This window comes from Streptomyces sp. NPDC006365 (assembly GCF_042870755.1).
Lineage (GTDB): Bacteria > Actinomycetota > Actinomycetes > Streptomycetales > Streptomycetaceae > Streptomyces > Streptomyces xiangluensis.
Genome location: NZ_JBIAHS010000032.1, coordinates 1 through 20,964, shown reverse-complemented (window position 1 = coordinate 20,964; position 20,964 = coordinate 1). Strand labels below are relative to the sequence as shown.

At 69.5% G+C, this 20,964-nt stretch carries 21 protein-coding genes; 14 read left to right on the top strand and 7 right to left on the bottom strand.

What is annotated here, in order from left to right; translation table 11 throughout:
- The first annotated feature begins 78 nt into the window (after positions 1-78).
- The 4 genes from ACFYO0_RS44570 to ACFYO0_RS44555 all read left to right on the top strand — a co-directional run bounded on the left by ACFYO0_RS44570 (position 79) and on the right by ACFYO0_RS44555 (position 3,491).
- Positions 79-666: a carboxymuconolactone decarboxylase family protein gene (locus ACFYO0_RS44570; RefSeq protein ID WP_388687700.1), complete on the top strand. Its 588-nt coding sequence runs from the start codon at positions 79-81 to the stop codon at positions 664-666.
- A 288-nt stretch (positions 667-954) separates the two neighbouring features.
- Entirely contained in the window at positions 955-1,209 is a 255-nt protein-coding gene (locus tag ACFYO0_RS44565; RefSeq protein ID WP_388687698.1) for a hypothetical protein, read from the top strand.
- The gene (locus ACFYO0_RS44560) at positions 1,203-2,171 is read left to right on the top strand and encodes a hypothetical protein (protein WP_388687696.1); all 969 of its coding nucleotides are present in this window, start codon (positions 1,203-1,205) and stop codon (positions 2,169-2,171) included. Before ACFYO0_RS44565 ends, ACFYO0_RS44560 begins: the two co-directional genes overlap by 7 nt.
- A 576-nt stretch (positions 2,172-2,747) precedes the next feature.
- A complete protein-coding gene (locus ACFYO0_RS44555; protein WP_388687694.1) occupies positions 2,748-3,491 on the top strand; it encodes a hypothetical protein in 744 nt (247 codons plus the stop codon).
- A 204-nt stretch (positions 3,492-3,695) separates the two neighbouring features.
- Here the strand turns inward: ACFYO0_RS44555 and ACFYO0_RS44550 are convergent, their stop codons facing one another.
- Positions 3,696-3,947 (bottom strand): hypothetical protein, encoded by a 252-nt coding sequence (locus tag ACFYO0_RS44550; protein WP_388687692.1) that lies wholly within the window; start codon positions 3,945-3,947, stop codon positions 3,696-3,698.
- Between the two features lie 276 nt (positions 3,948-4,223).
- On the opposite strand from ACFYO0_RS44550, the gene ACFYO0_RS44545 reads away from it, so the two are divergent.
- Positions 4,224-4,385: a hypothetical protein gene (locus ACFYO0_RS44545; RefSeq protein ID WP_388687690.1), complete on the top strand. Its 162-nt coding sequence runs from the start codon at positions 4,224-4,226 to the stop codon at positions 4,383-4,385.
- 42 nt (positions 4,386-4,427) lie between these two features.
- Here the strand turns inward: ACFYO0_RS44545 and ACFYO0_RS44540 are convergent, their stop codons facing one another.
- On the bottom strand, positions 4,428-5,153 hold the full coding sequence (locus tag ACFYO0_RS44540) for an SDR family oxidoreductase (protein ID WP_388687688.1): 726 nt from the start codon (positions 5,151-5,153) through the stop codon (positions 4,428-4,430).
- A gap of 104 nt (positions 5,154-5,257) precedes the next feature.
- Between ACFYO0_RS44540 and ACFYO0_RS44535 the strand changes: the two genes are divergently transcribed.
- Positions 5,258-6,106, top strand: coding sequence for a LysR family transcriptional regulator (locus ACFYO0_RS44535; RefSeq protein WP_388687686.1), 849 nt, complete (start codon positions 5,258-5,260; stop codon positions 6,104-6,106).
- 621 nt (positions 6,107-6,727) lie between these two features.
- Here the strand turns inward: ACFYO0_RS44535 and ACFYO0_RS44530 are convergent.
- A complete protein-coding gene (locus tag ACFYO0_RS44530; protein WP_388687684.1) occupies positions 6,728-8,125 on the bottom strand; it encodes an MFS transporter in 1,398 nt (465 codons plus the stop codon).
- Positions 8,122-8,967, bottom strand: a complete 846-nt coding sequence (locus ACFYO0_RS44525; protein ID WP_388687682.1) for an alpha/beta hydrolase — start codon at positions 8,965-8,967, stop codon at positions 8,122-8,124. Before ACFYO0_RS44525 ends, ACFYO0_RS44530 begins: the two co-directional genes overlap by 4 nt.
- Before the next feature lie 93 nt (positions 8,968-9,060).
- Here ACFYO0_RS44525 and ACFYO0_RS44520 point away from each other — a divergent pair, with 93 nt between their 5' ends.
- Complete coding sequence (locus ACFYO0_RS44520) at positions 9,061-10,029, top strand: LysR family transcriptional regulator (RefSeq protein WP_388687680.1); 969 nt, start codon at positions 9,061-9,063, stop codon at positions 10,027-10,029.
- 118 nt (positions 10,030-10,147) lie between these two features.
- On the opposite strand, the gene ACFYO0_RS44515 is transcribed toward ACFYO0_RS44520, so the two are convergent.
- Positions 10,148-10,303: a hypothetical protein gene (locus ACFYO0_RS44515; RefSeq protein ID WP_388687678.1), complete on the bottom strand. Its 156-nt coding sequence runs from the start codon at positions 10,301-10,303 to the stop codon at positions 10,148-10,150.
- Positions 10,304-10,830: 527 nt separating this feature from the next.
- Here ACFYO0_RS44515 and ACFYO0_RS44510 point away from each other — a divergent pair.
- On the top strand, positions 10,831-11,667 hold the full coding sequence (locus tag ACFYO0_RS44510; RefSeq protein WP_388687800.1) for an alpha/beta hydrolase: 837 nt from the start codon (positions 10,831-10,833) through the stop codon (positions 11,665-11,667).
- A 456-nt stretch (positions 11,668-12,123) separates the two neighbouring features.
- Here the strand turns inward: ACFYO0_RS44510 and ACFYO0_RS44505 are convergent, their stop codons facing one another.
- Positions 12,124-12,762, bottom strand: coding sequence for a TetR/AcrR family transcriptional regulator (locus ACFYO0_RS44505; protein WP_388687676.1), 639 nt, complete (start codon positions 12,760-12,762; stop codon positions 12,124-12,126).
- Positions 12,763-12,902: 140 nt separating this feature from the next.
- On the opposite strand from ACFYO0_RS44505, the gene ACFYO0_RS44500 reads away from it, so the two are divergent.
- Positions 12,903-15,257, top strand: coding sequence for an MMPL family transporter (locus tag ACFYO0_RS44500; protein ID WP_388687674.1), 2,355 nt, complete (start codon positions 12,903-12,905; stop codon positions 15,255-15,257).
- A gap of 30 nt (positions 15,258-15,287) precedes the next feature.
- Here the strand turns inward: ACFYO0_RS44500 and ACFYO0_RS44495 are convergent, their stop codons facing one another.
- Positions 15,288-15,515: a hypothetical protein gene (locus tag ACFYO0_RS44495; protein ID WP_388687672.1), complete on the bottom strand. Its 228-nt coding sequence runs from the start codon at positions 15,513-15,515 to the stop codon at positions 15,288-15,290.
- Here ACFYO0_RS44495 and ACFYO0_RS44490 point away from each other — a divergent pair.
- From ACFYO0_RS44490 to ACFYO0_RS44470, 5 genes are all read left to right on the top strand, one after another.
- A complete protein-coding gene (locus ACFYO0_RS44490; RefSeq protein ID WP_388687670.1) occupies positions 15,514-15,711 on the top strand; it encodes a hypothetical protein in 198 nt (65 codons plus the stop codon). The two genes, ACFYO0_RS44495 and ACFYO0_RS44490, sit on opposite strands and share 2 nt — an antisense overlap.
- 130 nt (positions 15,712-15,841) lie before the next feature.
- The gene (locus tag ACFYO0_RS44485) at positions 15,842-16,792 is read left to right on the top strand and encodes a helix-turn-helix domain-containing protein (protein WP_388687668.1); all 951 of its coding nucleotides are present in this window, start codon (positions 15,842-15,844) and stop codon (positions 16,790-16,792) included.
- 157 nt (positions 16,793-16,949) lie between these two features.
- Complete coding sequence (locus ACFYO0_RS44480; protein ID WP_388687666.1) at positions 16,950-18,740, top strand: FAD-dependent oxidoreductase; 1,791 nt, start codon at positions 16,950-16,952, stop codon at positions 18,738-18,740.
- 2 nt (positions 18,741-18,742) lie between these two features.
- A complete protein-coding gene (locus ACFYO0_RS44475) occupies positions 18,743-19,798 on the top strand; it encodes a maleylacetate reductase (protein WP_388687664.1) in 1,056 nt (351 codons plus the stop codon).
- The gene (locus ACFYO0_RS44470; protein ID WP_388687662.1) at positions 19,795-20,700 is read left to right on the top strand and encodes an intradiol ring-cleavage dioxygenase; all 906 of its coding nucleotides are present in this window, start codon (positions 19,795-19,797) and stop codon (positions 20,698-20,700) included. Before ACFYO0_RS44475 ends, ACFYO0_RS44470 begins: the two co-directional genes overlap by 4 nt.
- Positions 20,701-20,964: the final 264 nt, after the last annotated feature.

Sequence of the window (20,964 nt, the reverse complement as noted above, 5' to 3'; positions counted from 1 at the left end):
CCCGGTGAATCCGACACTTCAGCGACATGGCTTGTCGTCGGCGTTTCCGCCGGACTGCCCTTGGCGTAGCGTGGCCGCGTGTCAGAGCCGCCGCTGTCGCCCGCCGTGCCCCGCATTCCTCCGCAGCCCGCGGATGAATGGGCTGAATCCGTGCGGGGGACGTTGTCCGCCGACATCGGTTCACTGGGCCTCGGCGTGTCTTCGCTCGGTGAGGCACATGTGTTTACGACGCTTGCTCGTCATCCGGAGTTGTTCGCCGCCTGGCTTCCCTTCAGCAGCCAGTTGCTGCTTGCGGGCGACCTGCCCTTCGCTGAACGCGAGTTGGTGATCCTTCGAGTGGCGCGCAATTGCGAGTCGCCCTACGAGTGGGGCCAACACGTGAGGATCGCCGCGAAGGCCGGGCTGTCATCGGACGACATGGCGCGGGTCGCTGCGGGTCCCGACGCGCCGGGTTGGACGGAACGGCAGTCCTTGCTGCTGCGGGCCACGGACGAGTTGCACTCCGGCGCCCGGATCGGCCAGTCGACGTGGGAAGGGCTGGCCCAGCACCTGACGGAGCGCCAGTTGATCGAGCTGCCGATGCTGGTGGGCCACTACCATCTACTGGCCTTCACCTTGAACTCCCTGCAGGTGCTGCCGGAACCCGGACTGCCCCCCATGAGCTGACAGGATGTCTCGGGCAGCAGCCAGTGCGATGGCGCCGCCGGAGTCCGAGGTCGATCTGTACGCGGCGATCCGCCGTGATGCCCGGGTGGGGACGTCCTACCTGGCTTTGCTGCCCGAGCACGGTGTGGGATTCCGAACGGCAAGGCGGCGTTGGAGTCGGTGTGGCCGGAGAGGCGCGCTCTTGTAGACGGAAGTCATGCGCTCCTGGACGAAAGACGGATGCGCGACCGCTGGCCGTCTCTCTAACGTCGACCGGACCGATGACGACTCGGGCCGCAAAGGATGCCCATGCCCGTAACATCCGCTCCTGCCGCGCTGCCGAGGTTTCGGCACCGCTGGGCGGCCGTTGCCGGCCTGCTGGTCCCGTCCCCGATCAGCGCGGAGTACCTCATCGGCTACGGCGAAAGCACTGGTCGGCCGCTGGAGCTGCTGGCGGGCCTGCTCATCCTCACGGCGCTCTACGGAACCGTGCTCGGTGGTGTCGCCGCCCTTCCCCTCCTGGCCGCCCACCTACTGCATCGAAAGGAGCCGAGCGCATGCTGACCGTCCGCGGCATCTCCTACCTGGTCGGCGAGGCAGACACCGACGACGTGCGGCGGGACCTGGAGGTCATCGCCCAGGATCTGCACTGCACCACCGTGATGCTCATCGGGGACGGAAAGCGGTTGATAGATGCCGCCCGCACCGCACTCGAGACCGGTCTCGGCGTCTACATCCGGCCCAACGTTCCCGAGCTGCCTCAGCCGAAGCTGCTGGAACACCTGGACGCCGTCGCCGAGGCGGCCGAAGAACTTCGCCGGCAACACCCGGACCAGGTGACGCTCCTGGTCGGCAGCGAGTTCTCACACACCGTGCCCGGCATCGTCCCCGGACCTCGCTCGTTCCTGCGCTTGAAGCTCATCGTGCGTTTTCACCGCGTGCTGCGGCGCAGGATCGACAGGCGGCTCCACAGGCTGCTCACCACCGCCGTGACCACCGCACGGCGCCGCTTCGGCGGGCCGGTCACCTACTCCGCGGCCGGGTGGGAACACGTCGACTGGTCGCTGTTCGACCTGGTCGGCGTCAGCCTCTACCGCTCCGGCCGCAACCACTCCACCTACGCGGACCGCCTGCGCAGCCTGGTTCGCGACCACGACAGGCCCGTCGTCATCACCGAGTTCGGGTGCGGTGCCTTCACCGGAGCCGACCAGCGGGGAGCCGGTTCCTTCTGGATCGTCAACTGGTTCGCCGTACCCCCGCGCATCCGCGGCGAACACCCCCGCGACGAGGCCGTCCAGGCCCGCTACCTCGGAGAACTCATCGACCAGTACGACGCGGAGGGCGTGCACGGCTGTTTCGTGTTCACCTTCGCCATGCCCGACTTCCCGCATCACGACGATCCTCGTCTCGACCTCGACAAGGCCGGTTTCGGGGTCGTGGCGGTGACCGGCGACGGTGCGTGCAGACCCAAAACGGCGTTCCACGAGGTCGCGCGGCGCTACGGCGACATAGCCGTGGAGGAATGACCGAGTGACATGAGCGGCCAGGCATCCAACACCGAACCCCCGAATGAGGTTCTACTCGGTGGTGCCTTCGGCGGGGGCAACAGAAGGCGGCGGGCCCGGACCCGCGGACTTTCACCTGCCATCTGATTGCCCAAGGCAGCTTCTTCCGTGAACAGGCCATGCCGCACTCAGCAGTACGGGTGAACAGCCGACACTTTCGTTCGGTACTGGTGGTGAGTCCATTACGGTCTGCAAATGGATCCGGCGGCTGTAGGGGAGGTCCTGCGGGCGGGCGCCGGTTGAAAGGCGCACCTGGTGTTGGGGTTGGGGAAGTCACCGGACGTACTCAAGGCCCGTTCAGGCCGTTCGAGCGGGGCGGGGGTCTGGCGCGCGGTCGGCGTGGCATGTCTCGCCGCAACAGCGCTGACCGCCGCCGGTTGGTGGGCAGCCGAGAGTCTGGCGGCGCGGATGAAGGCATTCGGGCCATCCGTCGCCTGCTGGGTGTTGACGGCCTCCCTGATGCTCCGTGCTTGGGGGGCGAGAGGGCGTGTGCGGAAGCGTCTGCTGCTGTTCGCGGGTTCTGCCGCGGCCGGGGGCGTGTACCGGGCCGCGGTTACCGTGTTGTCGGCCCACCCTCCGACGTGGGCACTGGATGCGCGACCGTTGCTCGGTCCGGTGGTGGTCACCGGAGTGACGGTGGCGGTAGGCCTGGGAATGGCCGGTCTTGTGGTCGCGGCCGATTCCGGTGCAGGTCGGCACTTGTGGCTGCGGCGCGTGCTTGACGGGGTCGTCACGGCCGGCTCCGTGTTCATGACGGGATGGGTACTGCTGCGGGCGGTTGGTGTCGGTTGGCGGCTGGAGAAGGGGATGGTCGGCGCCCTTTGGGCCGCGGAAGTCGTGTTCCTCGGTTTTCTGTTCGCCCTGTGGTGTCGCGTGCGAGACGATCAGCGGGCCACTGTGGGAGTAGCGGTCGTCGGACTGGCCCTCACGCTGATCGGCGACACCGTGCGACTGTGGTCGGCCGGCCCGCATTCCGCCGAGGTGATGCCTTCTCAGCTGGCCGACGCCTGCGACACCGCGGGACTGCTGGTGATCACTGTCAGCCCTTGGGCGGACGGCGGGGTGAACGTCCTGGGCACTGGTCGGCCCGCCCTGCGGGTGGGGATAGAGGGTGCCGCGGCGTTCGTTCCCCTGACCGTCTGCACGGTAACGGCGCTGGGATATGTGTTGGCTCCTCTTGCCCGCGACCCGGTACCGCTGTTGGTCGGCGTAATGGTGCTGCTGGGTCTTTGGGCACGCCAGACATTCCTGCCGAGCGAGAACACCGGAAACGACGACTGAGAGCTCGTAACACGATCTTGCTGAGGTGTGCTGGTGGAGTGTGCCCAGTAGGGCGATTCCGCCGTTCGGGGTGGTGTGGAACGACGGAGAATCGCACGTCGTGTGGGCGCGCCGACGCCGGCCGTGGTCATCGCCCACATGAACCCCTGCTGGGCGCACCACACGCGCCGGGGCACAGGGCGGCGACGGTGACCACTGAGTCGATCAGCTTCCGCGGAAGGGATGGCCCTCGTCCAGGTCTTCGACGAGGCCCTGGTGTGTCGGCTGCCACCTGAGCAGCTCTTGTGTGCGGGTGCTGGACGCCTGCACGTCCAGGCCGAAGAGGAGGGCGAGCCTCCCGAAGTGCTCCTCGGCCGCGTCAGGGGCGACGGACACGGCCGGCAGGCCGATGCCCCGGCCGATCGCCTCGGCGATGGCCTGGGTGGGGACGCCCTCCTCCGCGACGCCGTACAGCACCGACCCTGCCGGGGCGCCTCCACCGCGAGCCGGAACAGGGGCGCGGCATCGAGCCGGTGGACGGCGGGCCAGTGGTTGGTGCCGTCGCTGATGTAGCCGGAGGCATTGTGTTTGCGGGCCAGGCCGACCAGGCTCGCGACGAAGCCGTGGTCGCCGTCACCGTGCGCCGTCGGCGGGAGTCGCACGCAGGAGGAGCGCACGCCTCGGTCCGCGAGCGCGAGGGCCGCCTGCGCCGCCGAGAGGGTGCGCCCGCCACCGGGCAGGGCGGCGTCCGGCATGTCGTCCTCCGTAGCGAGCTCGCCGGGCTGGAGTCCGGCCAGTCCGGAGACGATGACCAGGGGCTGGTCGGAGCCCGCCAGGACCTTCCCGAACGCCTCGATCGCGCGACGGTCCGCGTCCATCGCGGTCGCGAAGTCGCCGGAGAACCACTCCTGGTGACTGCGGTTGATGGTGTGTCGATGTCATTCCCCGACATTCGGGTCACCAGGGCACCTCCCCCGCGTCGTCGAAGAAGCTGCCGGTCGGGCCGTCGCCGGGCAGGGTCGCGAGTCGGATCGCGATCGCCGCGCCTTGTTCCGGAGAGCGGACGCCGCGAAAACCGTTGAGGTCGGTCGCGCAGAAGCCGGGGCAGGCGGCGTTGATCAGGATGTTCGTGTCGCGCAGCTCCTTGGCGTACTGGACGGTGACGGCGTTGAGGAACGTCTTCGACGGCGCGTAAGCGACGGCGATCGGGCCCGTTTCGGCGCCGGGAGTGGTCTGCAGGGTGAGTGAGCCGACGCTGCTGGACATGTTCACGATCCGTGGCGACGGCGAGCGGCGCAGCAACGGCAGCATCACGTTGGTGACGCGAATGACGCCGATCACGTTGGTCTCCACGGCCGCCCGGACCGTCTCGATGCCGACCGTCGTAGGCATCTGCGGCGCGCTGCCGGTTATCCCGGCGTTGTTGACGAGCACGTCGAGGCGCCCGGCGCGGTCCCCGATCAACCCGGCGGCATCGGCCACGCTCGCGTCGTCGGTCACGTCGAGCGGTACGCCGAACGCGTCGACGCCAGCCGCCCGCAGCTTTGCCACGGCGGTTGCGCGATGCTCCTGGTTCCGGGCGCCGACCCCGACACTCCAGCCGAGGGTGCCCAGACCGGCCGCGATTTCGTATCCGATGCCCTTGTTCGCGCCGGTCACCAGCGCGGTTGTCTGTTCGCTCATACGGCTGATCCTTTCCGGGCCGAGCGGGAGTCGGCCAACACCGATTGGGTAGGCAGCGATACCGCACAGGTATCGCTCCAGGTCGGGGCCGGTACCATGGCGTCGTGGAGACACGGGAGTTGCGGTACTTCGTCGCCGTCGCTGAGGAGCTGCACTTCGGGAGGGCCGCGCAGCGTCTCGGGATCGCGCAGCCCCCGCTGTCGCGGGCGATCCGCCAGCTCGAACGGCGCCTCGAGGCGGCGCTGCTGGAACGCACCAGCCGCGCGGTCACCCTGACCGAGGCCGGGTCGGTGCTCCTGCGGGAGGCCCGGGCGGCGCTGGATGCGGTCGAGGCCGCCGAGCGTCGCACCCGCCGCGCTGCCCTCGCCGCGACTGGCCACGTCGGCGTGGTCCTTGCCACGAAAGCCGGCGCGTCCAGCGAACTGCTGGCAAAACTGCTCGACGCTTACGCCGCCGAACCCGATGCGGTCACCGTTGATCTGCTCCTGTGCGGGATCGGCGAGCAGGAAGCAGCGCTGCGCGACGGCCGGGCCGACGTGGCTCTGCTGCACCTGCCGTTCGACACCACGGCCGGCTTCGACACCGAGGAACTCCGCACGGAGGGACAGGTGGTGGTTTTGCCGGCAGGGCATCCCCTCACCGGCCGGACCCATGTACGGATGGCCGAAGTCACCGAGGTGCCCGGCCTGCCGATGCCGCGCTGGCCCGGCCGCGACGGTACATACCCGGACGGCCCCGGTCCGCAAGCTCGCGACCATACGCAACTGCTCCAGCTGATCGCGCTCGGCCGCGCTTGCTGGATCGCGCCGGAGTCGTGCCGAGCCCAACTACGCGACGATCTCGCGGCCGTGCCGGTGCTGGACGCGCCGACGGTCACGACGGTGATCGCGTGGCCGCCCCACAGCCGGTCCCGAGCCGTCGCCGGGCTCGTCCGGGCCGCGACACGTCTCTGAAAGCTCGTAAAAGGATCATGAGCAGGGCTTCTTGAGGCGTCTCCAGCAGATGAGGCCGCAGGCGAGGGAGACGAGGGCGGCATGCAGGTCAAGGCGTCTTTCCCAGCGGACGGCCAGGCCCTTTGAAGTGGTGCAGCAGGGAGAAGGTCTGCTCGACGACGTAGCGGAGCTTGCCCAGTCCTTGATGTTCGGGGCGCCTTGCGCGAGATCACCGGCAGGATCCGGCGCTGGCGCAGTTCATGTCGGTTGGGGTTGCTGTCGTATCCCCTGTCGCCGAGCAACGCTTCGGGGCGCTTGCGCGGCCGCCCGGGTTTGCCGGCGGCGGGCGGGATGCTGTCGACCCAGGGGCAGCGTCTGCACGACGTCGTTGACATTGGCCGCGCTCGTGCGACGGCTGCCTCACCGGAACCGGCCTCACCTTGACGACATCACGCCAACAAAGTCAGTAGTGCCTGGGTGGGGCTTTTGGATGCATCAGGGGATGTCGTTTCGCGATGTTTTGGGAATTCAATGTGCCCATCTCGGCATGATCAATCGCGATGGCTTTTGATGTCACTCGCCGCTTCTCCCTTCAACTAAGGCAGGCAGAAAGACACCGTTGTCGGAGCTCAGCTGCACGTCTTACATACGTGCCCTTCCGCTGTGACTGCTATGACCGTGCACGGGCTCGGTGCCAGGCCGGTCGCGAAGCCGCAGGCTGATCAGCGCGGTGATCGTGAAGGCGGCGACCTGGTAGAGCATGGCGTGCCGGAACGCGGTGTCCGCATCGGCGGCGGGGGCATGGTAGGCGAGTCCGGCCGCGGTCACTCCGACGGATCCGCCGAGCTGCTGTGCTGTGGGCAGCAGTCCGGAGACCGAACCGGCGGCGGGGCCGTGCACCTCGGCCAGGACCAGCGTGAACACCGACGCGGTGAAGGCACCGAACGCGGCTCCGCCGACGGCCAGCACGGGCAGTGCCGCCTGGCGTCCCGCTGCCGAGCCGACGAGCGGGGCCAGCGCCAGGCACATCCCGGCCAGCACCAGGGACGCGACGGTGAGCACCATCGGCCCGTGCCGGCGGGTGAGAGCGGGCGCGGCTCTGCTGCCGACAACGGCGGCGGCGGCGAACGGTGCTGACGTCAGCGCGGCCGCCAGGGCCGAGTACCCGATGGCGGACTGAAGGTGGAGGAAGAGCAGGTAGGTGAAGGAGGGCACGCCCGTGTTGAACACGAACACCAGCAACGTGCCCCTGCGCGCCGACCGGTCATGCAGCACCGCGGGATGGATCAGCGGGTCAGGTCGGTGCGGGAGGCTCCGGACGAAGTGGCCGAGGGCGGCAACAGCCACGGCGAATCCGGCCCACGTCCACCGGGGCCAGCCTGCTTCCCGCCCCAGCGCCAGGGGCAGGACCAGCGCGCCGGCTCCCACGGTGACCAGCAACGCACCCAGCTTGTCGACGCGGAGTCCGTCCGCCCCGCGGGTGCGGGGCAACGCGGTCGCTCCGGCCAGCGAGGCGAGCGCCACCGGCACGGTGAGGAGCATCACCGGCCGCCAGCCGAGGCCGAAGAGATCGGCACTGAGTACGAGGCCGCCGATCAGGGGCCCGGCCAGTGACGCGACGGCCATGGTGGCGCCGTACAGGCCGAGGGCGCGCGGCTGGCGTGTCGCGGGGGTGGCGGCCTGGATGAGCGACAGGACCTGGGGGGCGACCAGGCCGCTGCCCGCGCCCTGCACCAGCCGGGCCGTGATCAGTGATGCGGCGTCGGGGGCACACGCGCCGGCCACCGAGCCCGCGGTGAAGACCACGGTGCCCGTCACGAACAGGCGGCGGTAGCCGTACCGGTCGCCGAGCCGTGCAGCGGGGATGAGCAGGCACGCGTACGTCAGGGTGTATCCGGCGAGGACCAGTTGCACGGCGCCCGGACCGGCGCCCAGGCCGGCCTGTATCGCCGGCGCAGCCACCTGGGCGACAGTGACGTTGAGCAGTTGGACGAAAGTGGCGCTGAGCACCACCGGCAGCACGAGGCGTCCGCCGCTCACGGCAGCAGCGCCGCGGCGAGCTCATGGGGCCGGGCGGCGAACGGGCTGTGGCTGCCCGGGAGGGTGCGCACGGTGAACGGGTTGCCGGGCATGGCCCGGTCGGCTTCCGCGATCATCAGATCCTGCACGGCTGTCGGCAGTGCCCGGTCGTCCGCGCAGCGCAGGAAGGCCCGCGGGATGCGCCCCCACCTGCCCGGGGTCACGATGACCGGGGTGGTGGGGATCGCCAGAGGTAGATCGGGGCTCAGTGCCGAGCGCCAGCGGTCGAAGCGGTCCAGGGGGGTGTCGTGGTAGTGAGTCTGCCGCAGTTCCTCGATGTAGGCGGGGTCCTGCGAGAGCGGGTTGATCCGCACGGCGCCCAGTTCCCCGGGGTCGCCGAGGTTCAGACTCTGGCCCCGTGCCGTGGCGTTCTCGGGCGAGCCGAGGTAGTCGAAGAACCGGGGCCGTCCGGCGGGTACGAAGGCCGAGAGGTAGACGATCTCGTCGACGAGTTCGGGTACGCGCTCGGCGGCCAGTGACGCGGGACCGCCGCCCGCGCTGTGCGCGACGAGCACGACACGACGGTGGCGGCGGGCCTGGCGCAGCGCGTCCAGCACGGCCCCGGCGCTGTCGTCCATCGTCACGGTGGCGAGCGCGGACTTCTCGGTCAGCAGGCCCGGCTGGCCCGGCTGGAGGTATCCGCTGGGCAGTGGCGCGTCGAAGCCGTGCCCCGGCAGGTCCGTTGCCATGCTCGCGGCACCGAGTGCGGCGAGTGCGCGCTGCGTCGCCGCCCACTGCCCGGAGCCGTGCCAGGCCCCGTGCACGAAGACGAAGACGGTGTCTGTGGAAGAAAAAGCAGTCATGACCGCATTCCACGCGACCCGGCCCCGATCATCCATCGAAAGATCTGACAAGCAGACCTACGATACCTATGAGATATGGAGGGGGAGGCTGGCATGGAGGCGCGGCACCTGCGATACGCACTGACCCTCGCCGAGCACGCACACTTCGGCCGGGCGGCCGGTGCGCTGGGCATCGCGCAGCCTCCGCTGTCCAAGCAGATCGCCGACCTCGAACGAGAAGTTGGCGCCCGCTTGTTCGACCGCACCCGCCAGGGGGTGTTCCCGACAGCTGCGGGCGCGGCCTTCCTCTCCCGGGCTCGCAGGGCGCTCGACGAGATCACGGCGGCCTCGGTCGACGCGGCCAGGGCAGCACGCGGCGAGACGGGACGGCTGCGCCTGGGGTTCATCGCCTCGGCTCTGCTCGAACCCCTGCCGGACGTCCTCGGCCGGTTCGGCCGCGAACGGCCCGACGTGCGGCTGGAACTGCATGAGATGGCGACCAACCGCAGCACGGCCGCGCTCGTCGCCGGCGAACTTGACGTGGCGATCGGCCTCGGCCGTCCACGAGGCGTCGGGGCCGAGCAGTTGGTATCGGTCCCGATCGGACACGACCACCTGGTCGCGGTCGTAAGCAGCACGCACCCGTACGCGGGGCAGTCGTCGGTGGACGTGGACCAGCTGCGGCGACAGCCGCTGATCGTGGCGCCGGGCGAGGACGAGCCTGCCGTCGTCACCGGCCTGCGGACCCTGCTGGGCAAGGACTCCCCGGCGCTCTCCGGCGCGACCGTCGCGAGGGACATCCACACCATCATCGGCCTCGCCGCCTGCGGGGTGGGCGTCGGTCTGGGGCCCTCCCGCATGCTGACGGCCCCACGACGGGGCACGTGGTTCTGCGAGGTGACCCCGCACGCACCTCTGCCCGATCTGGTCCTGTCCTTCCAAGACCGGGACCGCTCCCCGGCACTGAACGCCTTCCTCGACATCATCCGCAAGAACTGCCCCGAGGTCGGTGCCGCGCTCGACCACCGGCTCGGCCCACTCGGACCACAAGAAGAAGGCGACGGCGCCTCGACTCCCACCTGACTTTGCCTCGCCGGACGAGTGGGAGGAGTTCACCTCCGTTCCTGTGCTTCGGCACCGAGCTCCGCCGCGCTGTCGGCACGACTGAACCAGAACCCCATCGCACGTTCATGCCCAGGCGTCAGCTGCGGTTGGCGATCTCGGCGGCGTAGTTGTTGTCCTGGCCGCCGATGCGTCTCCAGGTGTCGGCGGTGTTTTGGTGAATGCCGAGCAGCCGGCTCACTATGACGGCGGGCAGCTCGGAGGCCAGCTCGACGAGGGCAGTGTTGCGGGCCATGCGCGGCCGAACACCGAGCGGGTGGAGACGGCGGACCAGCCGGCTGCGGCCGAGGTGCTGACTCGGAAAGCGGCCCGGAAGCAACCAGCGCTTCCCCGGCTGCGTCTGTGGCCATTGCCCGGGCGTGGACCGTTCGGATGTAGCCGTCCAGAGGCGGGGGCATCTGGGCCGGGACCTCTCCGAGCCGGAGCAGCACCGTGCTCGGGCTGACCTCCACGTGTTCGGCGGCGAAGGCAACGATCCGGGACAGGTCCTGGGCGAAGAGGAGAAGGACGGCGATCAGTGGCCTGAGCCGCACGAGCGGGCGACAGGGCTTGGAGCCACACGGGGCCTGGAGGAACAGGTGGCGCTACGGCTGGAGCGTCCATCCCCCTTCGGCAGTCGGTTCGTGGTTGCCCCTTGCGTGATCAGCGACGAGTGTCCATCATCAGGAATCCTGTTACTTTAAGTTTGTATCGATGGGACCAGTCATGTCATTCAGGCCCAGAATCCAGGCCAGAGGGGTCCAGCTGTTTCTCGGCCGAATGATGAGCCGCGTGCACAAGGATCTGCGCTTCACCGACATCCCGACGCACACGGAATCCATCCAGGTGGAAACCGGCGCCGGACCGGTGCCCTGCACCGTCTACCGCCCGTCGGCCGCCGCCGCAACCCCTGCCCCGGTGTACGTCAACTTCCACGGCGGCGGGTTCGTGATCGCCCGCCCCCAGCAGGACGACCACATCTGCCGCTACATAGCCGCCACGGCCGGCTGCGTGGTGATCAACGTGGACTACGCCGTCGCCCCGCAGCGGCCATACCCCGTACCCGTCACCCAGGCATACGACGTCACCGCCTGGGCGGCCGAGAACGGCCCCGCCAACAACTGGGACGGCTCGCGACTCGCCGTGGGCGGACACAGCGCCGGGGCCAACCTGACCGCCGCAGTCTGCCGCACCGCTCGGGACCGCGGCACCATCACGCCCCGCCTCCAGATCATCGACTCCGCGCCACTCGACCAGCTCGCCGACCCGGCCACCAAGCAGTCACCCATCGCCAAGCCCCTGCTCACCCCTCAGCTCATGCGGGTCTTCACCGCCGCCTACGTCCCGGATCCCGCCGACCTCCCCCATCCGCTGGTGTCGCCCGGACTGGCCGACGACCTCGCCGGACTGCCACCCGCCCTGGTCATCACCGCGGAGAACGACCGCCTGCGCGACGAGGGCGATGCCTACGCCAAGGCCCTGGAAGCTGCCGGCGTTCCGGTCACCCACCGTTGCTTCCAGGGTGTCGACCACTACTTCACCCACACCGGCCCGGTACCGGCCGGGAAGGAAGCCATCGATCTGATGGCCACCACCCTGCGCACGGCACTCACCGCCTGACCGCTGACAGGGCCGACAGTCCTTTGTGACAACACGCTGTCTTGGTGACACCCATCGCGCTTCGGCTCACCCGACCAGCCCTCAACAAGATCGTGTCACGAGCCCTATGGACTTCCACATAGTCCTGGCCCTGGATACGGGTGGGTGGACGTTCCTGTTGCAGAGGCCGCTGGGCGTCGTATCCAGTTACGGCTTGATCGGCTTCGCACTCGCGCTATCTGCAAACGCGTGGCCATACTTCGCTGTCGCACGAGCCGTCCTGGCCATGCGCGGTTATCTCCCGTGGCGACTCCAGGGCTTCTTGGCCGATGTCCTCACACAACAGGGGCGGCGTCGATCACCGCCATCGGGCTTCTGCGGCGGGGCATGGGTGGGGCGCCGAGGGGACCGTATCGGCGCTGCCGCAGTAGGTCCGGCATTTACTGCGGTGACTCTGCTGGGCGGGCGACTGTCGGATCAGGTGCGTGCGACGTTGCTGAGCGCGGTGCGCAGATCGCCCTCTCCAGGTCGCAGCGGGGGCAGAGGGGTCGCGTTGGCGGGGTTGAGCGAGTCGAAGAGCAGGGCGATGAAGCGGGCGCGCAGGGAGGGTGGCGTGCCCGGCAGCGCGAGGCCGGCGACGGCCATCACGAGGAAACGCGGAATGTCTTCTGCGGTGAGGTCAGGGCGGATCTCGCCTTCCTGCTGCGCGCGCAGCAGGAGGGGGTGGAGGGAGTCGCTGAGCCGTTGGAGGGCGTCCATGGCGACGTCGGTGAAGTTGCTGGCGAAGGTGACCAGCCCCTGTTCCTGAGCGATCAGGCTGAGCAGGTGTGTGGCGATGTCCTGGAGGGACTGGCGCGGGTGGGGTGCATCCGCGGCACCGTCGATGAGGGGGAGCAGGTCGGTTTCGAGGATGTCGTCGAGGACGGCCCGGACGATGGCTTCCCGGTTGGGGAAGTGGCGATAGAGGGTGGCGATGCCCACGCCGGCCTCGGCTGCGATCTGTTCCAGGGAGGCTTCGCCCGTGCTGAGGACGGTTCGTCCGGCGGCGGTGATGCGCTCCACGCTGGAGCGTGCGTCGACCCTGCGCCGGGGGGCGCGGTCTTTCGTGGTCGCCATGTGCGGCTCCTCTCTGCTCCGGCCGGCTCCGGAGAAGGCTAACCGTACCTCGATTGATAGTGCCCTATCGTTTTGATAGTACCCTCTCACTTCGTGTGTCGTGCGGCCCCGTCATGGGCGCGTGGAGAGGGGAGAGAACTGTGTCCGTCCTGTTCTACCGGCTGGGAAGGTTTGCCTACGGCAAGCCCTGGTACGTCATCGCGGGCTGGCTGGCCGTGGTGGCGACCGTCGTGGCGCTTCTCGCGACCAGCCCCGTCAAGCTCAGCAACGAGGTGCGCATCGACGGCACCCCGTCCCAGAAGGTCATCGACGATCTGGCCACGTCCTTGCCGGAAGCGTCCGGGGGCCAGGGCATGTTGGTCTTCAAGGCCCCGGACGGTGCCCGGATCGACGACGTGGGCGTTCGGACCGCCCTGTTGGCGGCAGTGGACGCCGTCTACAGCCACGACCACGTCATCGATGCCAGGAAGGTCCTGGCCCGGGAAGCCGCCAAGGGGAAGAACAGCCCGCTGTTGCGGGCCCAGGCGGCGGTGGCTCAGGCTGCCGGACAGTCACCCTCCGGCAAGACCCCCGTACCTTTCCAGCCAGACGGTCAGCCGGTGGCGGGAGTCACTGTCTCGGCCGACGGTTCGACGGCGCTGATGCAGTTCCAGTTCGACGAGCAGACCTACGAGCTTCCCTCCGGGACGATCGACAGCGTCGTCGAGGCCGCCGAAGGCGAGTCCGCACCCGGCGGCCTCGAGGTCCTGCCGTCGGCGAGCATGATGGAGATCCCCGAGGTCGTCGGCGTCGGGGAGATCGTCGGCGTTGTCGTCGCGGCCGTCGTGCTGCTGATCACTTTGGGATCGGTCGTGGCAGCGGGGCTGCCCCTGGTCATCGCCCTGGTCGGCGTCACGGTGGGAGTGGGCGGCGCCTTCACCCTCTCCACCGTCTTCGAGATCCACTCGCTCACCGCGGTACTGGCCCTGATGCTGGGACTGGCCGTGGGCATCGACTACGCCCTGTTCATCGTCAACCGGCAGCGTCGGCTGATCCTGGACGACGGCCTGGACGCGCACGAAGCGGCCGGCCGCGCCATCGGCACCGCCGGAAGCGCGGTCTTCTTCGCCGGCAGCACCGTCGTCATCGCCCTGATGGGGCTTCTGGTCGTCGGGATCACTCTGCTCAGCACCATGGCCGTCGTCGCCGCCGCCACGATCGCGATTTCCGTCCTGCTCGCCCTAACCCTGCTCCCGGCGCTGTTGGGTCTGGTCAAGGAACGCATCTGCTCGAGCCGGACCCGGAACACGGCGCGACAGCAGAAAGCCGTCGCCGCGCCCGCGCGGGCAACACGCTGGGGAGCGCGCCTGGTCCGCCACAGGTACCCCGCTCTCGCGGCCGCGCTCCTGGTTCCCGCGATCCTGGCAGTGCCTGCCGCCGACATGAAGTTGGGCCTGCCCTCCGGGGCCAGCTACAACCCCGGCACCGCGCAGCGCCATAGCTACGAGCTGGTCAGCGACGCCTACGGGCCCGGCTACAACGGCCCGCTCCTGGTCGCCGTCAGCCCCACCACAGGCGAACAACCCCTCACTCCCGCAACGCTTGCCGCGGTCACCTCCGACCTGAAGGACATCAAGGGCGCGACCTCGGTCTCACTGGCCGGGATGAACAGCACCGGCACCACGGCCATCCTCAGCCTCGTTCCCAGCAGTGGCCCGAATGACGACGAGACCAAGGACGTCGTCACCGCCGTACGGAACAAGAGCCCGCAGATCAGCGACACCCACGGTGCCGCCATCGGCATCACCGGCTTCACCGCCCTCGCGATCGACATCTCCGACCGGCTCGCCGACGTCCTGCCCCTCTACGTGGCAACCGTGCTCGTACTCTCCCTGATCGTCCTTCTTCTGGTCTTCCGCTCCTTCATGGTCCCGGTGATGGCCACCCTCGGCTTCCTGCTGAGCATCGCCGCCACCTTCGGCCTCACCACGGCCGTTTTCCAGTGGGGCTGGCTACAGGACCTGATCGGACTCGACGCCACCGCTCCCGTCGTGAGCCTGCTGCCCATCATCATCACCGGCATCCTCTACGGGCTCGCCATGGACTACCAGATGTTCCTGGTCACCTCCATGCGCGAAGCGCACGTCCACGGCGCCACCCCGCGGGGCGCCACCATCACCGGTTTCGCTCGTGCCAGCTCCGTCGTCGTCGCGGCGGCCACCATCATGGTCTCCGTCTTCGCCGGATTCATCTTCAACGCCCAGCCCATGATCAAGCAGGCCGGTTTCGCGCTGGCCGCGGGCATCCTCATCGACGCCTTCGTCATCCGCATGACACTCATCCCGGCCACCATGGCACTCGCGCAGGAGAAAGCCTGGTGGATCCCCGCCTGGCTGGACCGCCTGCTTCCCGACCTCGATGTCGAGGGCGACAAGCTCGCGCAGAAGATCCCGTTGCCCCACCCCGCGACTCCCCGGTCGCACGGCATAGCCGAGAAGGCGGAATCCATCAGCTGACCCTTGTCGCAGTCTCTTCTCGCACCGCCTTCAGGCCACCTGCGCGGGAAGAGACTGTGACAGGCAGAGCCGCTTGTCGACCTCCAGGCGGAACCGCCATACGGGTTGGTGTTCGGCCAGTACAGCGCGGTCGATTCGCGCGGCTCCGCGGACGGCCGCTGCGACCGGCTGTTCGGCGTTGTGGCCTCGTACTTCGACCGCACGGCCGCGGCCGGGGGACTCCCGTCGGCGGCCCAGGGACTTCGACGCCGCGTTCATGCGCCATCAGGTAGTCGGCGGGGTGATGACCATCCTGCGCCGCCAACTCGACCAACTGGGCTTCAGCGACCGCTTCGACGCGGTGATCACGGCAGGGAGCCGACACGTCATCACGGACTGCCTCGGCCTGCTGCTCACCTCCGCCGATGGGCTGCCTGCCGCCGGTGGACGATCTGGAGAGCCGGCGTCGTGGTGACGTGATGCGCGCCGTGACGCGGAGCCCCGACGTCGAGCCGGGCGCCGTTCCGCGGCGCAGCATCAAGGCCGTTTCACCTTCTTGGCCTGACAGGTTGGGAACCCGGGATTGCGGACCTACTCTCTGAACCATGCACACGGCATCCGCAGCAGCGCCCCGTCCGGCGCAGGTGTTCTCGACGGCACACCTTGCGTCGGCGGAGCGGCTGCGGGCCTGGGAGGAGCACAACGCCGACGCCCTGATCGCCCTGACGTGTCGCGCACCCGGCGGCGAGGACTTCCGCGCGCGCGAGGACAACCTCGACCTCGGGCGGGTGCATCTGGCGCGTGTCCGCACCACGGCTCACGTGGTCGAGCGTCCTGCCGACCTCATCGAACGGCGGCCCACGCATTCCGTCGCGATCTACGCCTCTCTGCGCGGGGAGGCACTGTTCCAGCAGGCCGGTCGGCGGCAGGTCATCCGCCCCGGCGACGTCCTGGTCTGCGACGCTGACGGCAGCTTCGTCCGCGGGTTCGGCCAGGGTCTGGACGAACTGGCGGTGCGCGTGGACCGCGGTGCGCTGCCGGACGGTGTGCACGTCGAAGAACCGCTCATCGTTCGGCGTGATGAGAGCAACCCGTACGGCCGCGCGCTCGCCCGCCTGGCCGGACGCGCCGTCGGTGTCGAGGGCGCGACCCGGCCCGACGAGCAGGCCATCGTCGACCTCGCGTCCGTGCTCGTGAGCGACGGGGCCACGCGCCCGCCCGTCGTCCACCGCGCGCTCGCCTGCGCCCTCGTCGAGGACCGACTGAAAGATCCGCGCCTGTCGGCACCCGAAGTCGCCGGCGCGGTCGGCATCAGCGTCCGTCAGCTCACCCGCGTCTTCGCCGACGCGGGCACGACGTTCCCGCGCTACGTGCTCGGTCGGCGCCTCGAAGTCGCCTACGGCCTGCTCACCGGACCGGACGCCGCCGAGGTGCGCACGGCGACCGTGGCGACCAGGTGCGGATTCAGCTCGGTCGCCCACTTCTCGCAGACCTTCCACGCCCGGTTCGGCATCACCGCGGGCGAGTTGCGCCGTACGGCCGCGAAGCGGGACTGAACGAAAGCAGGCGACAACGGGCGCCACAGCGACGAAGCGCCCTCGAAACAGCCGCGTCATACGGATTTCGGCCGTCCTCCACCCCGTCTCGGCCGATGCGGTCGAGGCCGGGGGCACGCTGCCTTCAAAGCACTGCGAGAAGAAGGCGAGACACCCCATGCCCGAGTTCAACGACAGTCAGCGAAAGACCGAACTCCCGGCATCGTCGCACGTCGAAACCGATGTCCTGATCGTCGGCTCCGGCCCGGCCGGCGCCTCGGCGGCGCTGTTCCTGTCGACCCTGAGAATCGACAACATCGTGATCACCAAGTACCGGTGGACCGCGAACACGCCCCGGGCGCACATCACCAACCAGCGGGCGATGGAGATCTTCCGCGACATGGGGATCGAGGACCAGGTGCTGGCCGACGCCACCGGCCATGACCTCGTCGGTGACACCGTCTTCTGCACCTCCATCGCGGGCGAGGAGATCGGCCGTATCCACACCTGGGGCACCCGGCCCGATCGGGAGGCGGACTACCGGCTGGCCTCGCCCTGCCTGACCGTCGACATCCCGCAGACCTATCTCGAACCGATCCTCGTCAAGAACGCCACCGTCCGCGGCACCCAGACCCGTTTCTCCACGGAGTACCTCTCGCACACGCAGGACGACACGGGCGTCACGGTCCGGGTCCGTGACCGGCTCACCGGCCAGGAGTACGACATCCGGGCGAAGTACCTCATCGGCGCCGACGGCGCCCGCTCACGGGTCGCCGAGGACATCGGCCTGCCCTACGAGGGCGCGATGGACATCGCGGGTTCGATGAACATCACCTTCAAGGCCGACATCGCGTCCTACGTCGGCCACCGGCCCTCGGTCCTGTACTGGGTGATCCAGCCGGGTGCCAACGTCGGCGGTATCGGCGCCGGCCTGGTCCGGATGGTCCGCCCGTGGAACGAGTGGCTCATAGTGTGGGGCTACGACATCGACTCCGAGCCCCCCGTGGTCGACGACGCCGAGGCGATCCGCATCGTGCGGCAGCTGCTGGGGATCCCGGACCTCGAGGTCGAGATCACCGGCACCAGCCTCTGGGGCAACAACGAGATGTACGCCACCCACCTTCAGAAGGGCCGCGTCTTCTGCGCGGGGGACGCCATCCACCGCCACCCGCCGAGCAACGGCCTGGGTTCCAACACCAGCGTCCAGGACTCCTACAACCTGGCCTGGAAGCTCGCGGCCGTGCTGCGCGGGCAGGCCGACCCGTCACTGCTGGAGACGTACTCGGTGGAGCGGGCGCCCGTCGCCAAGCGGATCGTCACCCGGGCCAACAAGTCCAGCCGCGAGTTCGTCGACATCTTCCAGGCCCTCGGCGTCCTCGACGCCAAGGACGAGGAGGAGATGAGGACCCTGATCGAGGAGCGTAAGGCCAACACCCCCGAAGGCGCGGCCAAGCGGGCCGCTCTGGTGACAGCGATGGAGACCAAGAACTACGAGTTCAACGCGCACGGCGTCGAACTCGGCCAGTTCTACGAGTCCGCCGCCGTCGTCTCCGACGGCACACGCCCCGCCCCGAGCAGGGACGGGGACCTCTACCACGTCATGTCCACCAGCCCCGGCGCGCACCTCCCGCACGCCTGGGTCGGCGACAACGTCACCAAGCTCGCCATGATGGACCTGGCGCCGTACACCCGCTGGACCCTGATCACGGGCATAGCCGGTGAGGACTGGGCCGCCGCCGCCGAGAAGGTCGCGCGAGACGTCGGCATCCCGCTCGAAACCGTGGTCATCGGCCCCGGCCGCGAGGTGACGGACCTCTACTACGACTGGGCCAAGCTGCGCGAGGTCGAGGAGTCCGGTGCGATCCTGGTGCGCCCCGACAAACACATCGCCTGGCGCTCGATGAGCCTCGCCGACGACCCCGAGGCGGCCCTGCGCGGCGCCCTCGCCCAGCTCCTCGGAAGGGTGTGACCGTGCGGTTCATCCACGAGACCCTGCCGCAGCGGGTCGTCTTCGCCCCCGGCGCGGCACCGGCCGCGGTGGCCGCCGAGGTGGCCGCGCTGAAGGCGAGGAAGGTGATGCTCGTCGCCGCACCGGCGGAGGCGGCCCTCGCTGACCGCGTCAGCGCGGACCTGCCGGTGGCGGTGCGCCACGACGAGGTCGTCATGCATGTCCCGGTCGACGTGGCCGAGCGCGCCCGGAAGGCCGCGACGGAGGGTGCCGTGGACGCGCTGGTGTGCGTCGGCGGTGGCTCGACGACCGGCCTGGCCAAGGCGGTGGCGCTGACGACCGGCCTGCCGATCGTGGCCGTCCCCACCACCTACGCCGGCTCCGAGGCGACTAACGTCTGGGGCCTGACCGAGGGCGAGGTGAAGACGACCGGGGTCGACCCACGGGTTCTGCCGCACTCGATCGTCTACGATGCCTCGCTGCTACTGAGCCTGCCGGTGGAGATGTCGGTGGCCAGCGGTCTCAACGCCCTGGCTCACTGCGTCGACTCCATGTGGGGGCCGCGCGCCGACCCCATCGACCGGGCCCTGGCGGTCGAGGGCATCCGCGGTCTGGCCCAGGGCCTGCCCACCGTGGCCGCCGACCCGACCGGGCTGACGGGCCGTGAACAGACGCTGTACGGCGCCTACTTGGCCGCCGTCGCCTTCGCCTCGGCCGGCTCGGGCATGCACCACAAGATCTGCCATGTGCTGGGCGGCATGTTCAACCTCCCGCACGCCCAGACCCACGCGGTGGTGCTGCCGCACGTGCTCGCCTTCAACGCCACCGCCGTACCGGAGACCGAGCGGCGTATCGCCGAGGCCTTCGGCAGCCCCACCGCGGTGGCGGGACTCACCGCACTGCGCGAGACGCTCCAGGCCCCCCGCGCGCTGCGCGACTACGGCATGCCCGAGGACGGCATCGCCCGGGCGGTCGCCCCCGCCCTCGCCGCCGTCCCCGCCGACAACCCCACTGCTGTCACCGAGGAGAACCTCACCGCGCTGCTGCGCGCGGCCTGGGAAGGAAGTGACCCCGCATGACCCTCCCGTCCACCCCTGACGTCTCCCTGGAGCAGACGGCCCGCGAGGAAGACCTGATCGCGCGCGTACAGCGCTCCTTCGACTCCTGCCGGGACCCCCGCCTGAAGGAGCTGATGCAGGCGATCGTCAAGCACCTCCATGCCTTCCTGCGCGACGTCCGCCTCACTGAGGAGGAGTGGAACAAGGGCATCGAGTTCCTCACGGCCGTCGGCCAGCTGACCGACGACAAGCGCCAGGAGTTCATCTTGCTCTCCGACACGCTCGGGGCGTCGATGCAGACGATCGCCATCAACAACGAGGCCTACGGCGACGCCACCGAGTCCACCGTCTTCGGCCCGTTCTTCGTCGAGGGGTCCCCGAGGATCGAGCCGGGCGGGGACATGTCCTTCGGGGCCGCCGGCGAGCCCTGCTGGGTCGAGGGGACCGTCTCCGACGCCGACGGGAACCCGATCGCCGGGGCGAAGATCGAGGTGTGGGAGGCGGACGAGGACGGGTTCTACGACGTCCAGTACGACGACGACCGGGTGGCCGCCCGCGCCCACCTGTTCACGGAGGCCGACGGGAGCTACCGCTTCTGGGGCGTCACACCGACGCCGTACCCGATCCCGCACGACGGCCCCGTGGGCGGGATGCTGGCGGCGACCGGCCGGTCGCCGATGCGGGCCTCGCACCTGCACTTCATGGTCGAGGCGCCCGAGTGCCGAACCCTGGTCACGCACATCTTCGTCCGAGGCGACGAACTGCTCGACTCCGACACGGTCTTCGGCGTCAAGGAGTCGCTGGTCAAGGACTTCGACCAACGTTCGGCGGGCACGCCGACGCCCGACGGGCGGGTCGTTGACGGCACCTGGACACAGGTCCGCTTCGACATCGTCCTTGCCCCCGCCGACGGCCGAGGATGACCCGGGTCCGCGGCAGGGTCCTGCCTGCCGCGGACGACCGCGGACGAGCCCGTGGCGAACACCTGGGCGCTGTGGGTTCGTTGTAGACGCCCTCTTGGAAGGAGAGCTCTCCGCCTATTGGGCTATTGGAATAGTCAGCGCGTCGGGGGGCCGCCCCCCGCCGGGGGGGGGCCCCCCCCCCGCCCCCCCCCCGGGCCCCCCCCCCCCCCGCGGGGTGCCCCTCCGTAACCCCCCCCCCGACCCAGGAAACCGTGGGCCGGAGTT

Bases quoted from the DNA above. Each gene is read 5' to 3' on its own strand.
- ACFYO0_RS44565 (WP_388687698.1), top strand. From the start codon at position 955: ATGCCCGTAACATCCGCTCCTGCCGCGCTGCCGAGGTTTCGGCACCGC.
- ACFYO0_RS44495 (WP_388687672.1), bottom strand. From the start codon at position 15,515: ATGAACGCGGCGTCGAAGTCCCTGGGCCGCCGACGGGAGTCCCCCGGC.
- ACFYO0_RS44540 (WP_388687688.1), bottom strand. From the start codon at position 5,153: ATGAGCGAACAGACAACCGCGCTGGTGACCGGCGCGAACAAGGGCATC.
- ACFYO0_RS44545 (WP_388687690.1), top strand. From the start codon at position 4,224: ATGTCGTCCTCCGTAGCGAGCTCGCCGGGCTGGAGTCCGGCCAGTCCG.
- ACFYO0_RS44520 (WP_388687680.1), top strand. From the start codon at position 9,061: ATGGAGGCGCGGCACCTGCGATACGCACTGACCCTCGCCGAGCACGCA.
- ACFYO0_RS44525 (WP_388687682.1), bottom strand. From the start codon at position 8,967: ATGACTGCTTTTTCTTCCACAGACACCGTCTTCGTCTTCGTGCACGGG.
- ACFYO0_RS44490 (WP_388687670.1), top strand. From the start codon at position 15,514: ATGCGCCATCAGGTAGTCGGCGGGGTGATGACCATCCTGCGCCGCCAA.
- ACFYO0_RS44470 (WP_388687662.1), top strand. From the start codon at position 19,795: ATGACCCTCCCGTCCACCCCTGACGTCTCCCTGGAGCAGACGGCCCGC.
- ACFYO0_RS44505 (WP_388687676.1), bottom strand. From the start codon at position 12,762: ATGGCGACCACGAAAGACCGCGCCCCCCGGCGCAGGGTCGACGCACGC.
- ACFYO0_RS44485 (WP_388687668.1), top strand. From the start codon at position 15,842: ATGCACACGGCATCCGCAGCAGCGCCCCGTCCGGCGCAGGTGTTCTCG.
- ACFYO0_RS44515 (WP_388687678.1), bottom strand. From the start codon at position 10,303: ATGGCCCGCAACACTGCCCTCGTCGAGCTGGCCTCCGAGCTGCCCGCC.
- ACFYO0_RS44560 (WP_388687696.1), top strand. From the start codon at position 1,203: ATGCTGACCGTCCGCGGCATCTCCTACCTGGTCGGCGAGGCAGACACC.
- ACFYO0_RS44510 (WP_388687800.1), top strand. From the start codon at position 10,831: ATGAGCCGCGTGCACAAGGATCTGCGCTTCACCGACATCCCGACGCAC.
- ACFYO0_RS44480 (WP_388687666.1), top strand. From the start codon at position 16,950: ATGCCCGAGTTCAACGACAGTCAGCGAAAGACCGAACTCCCGGCATCG.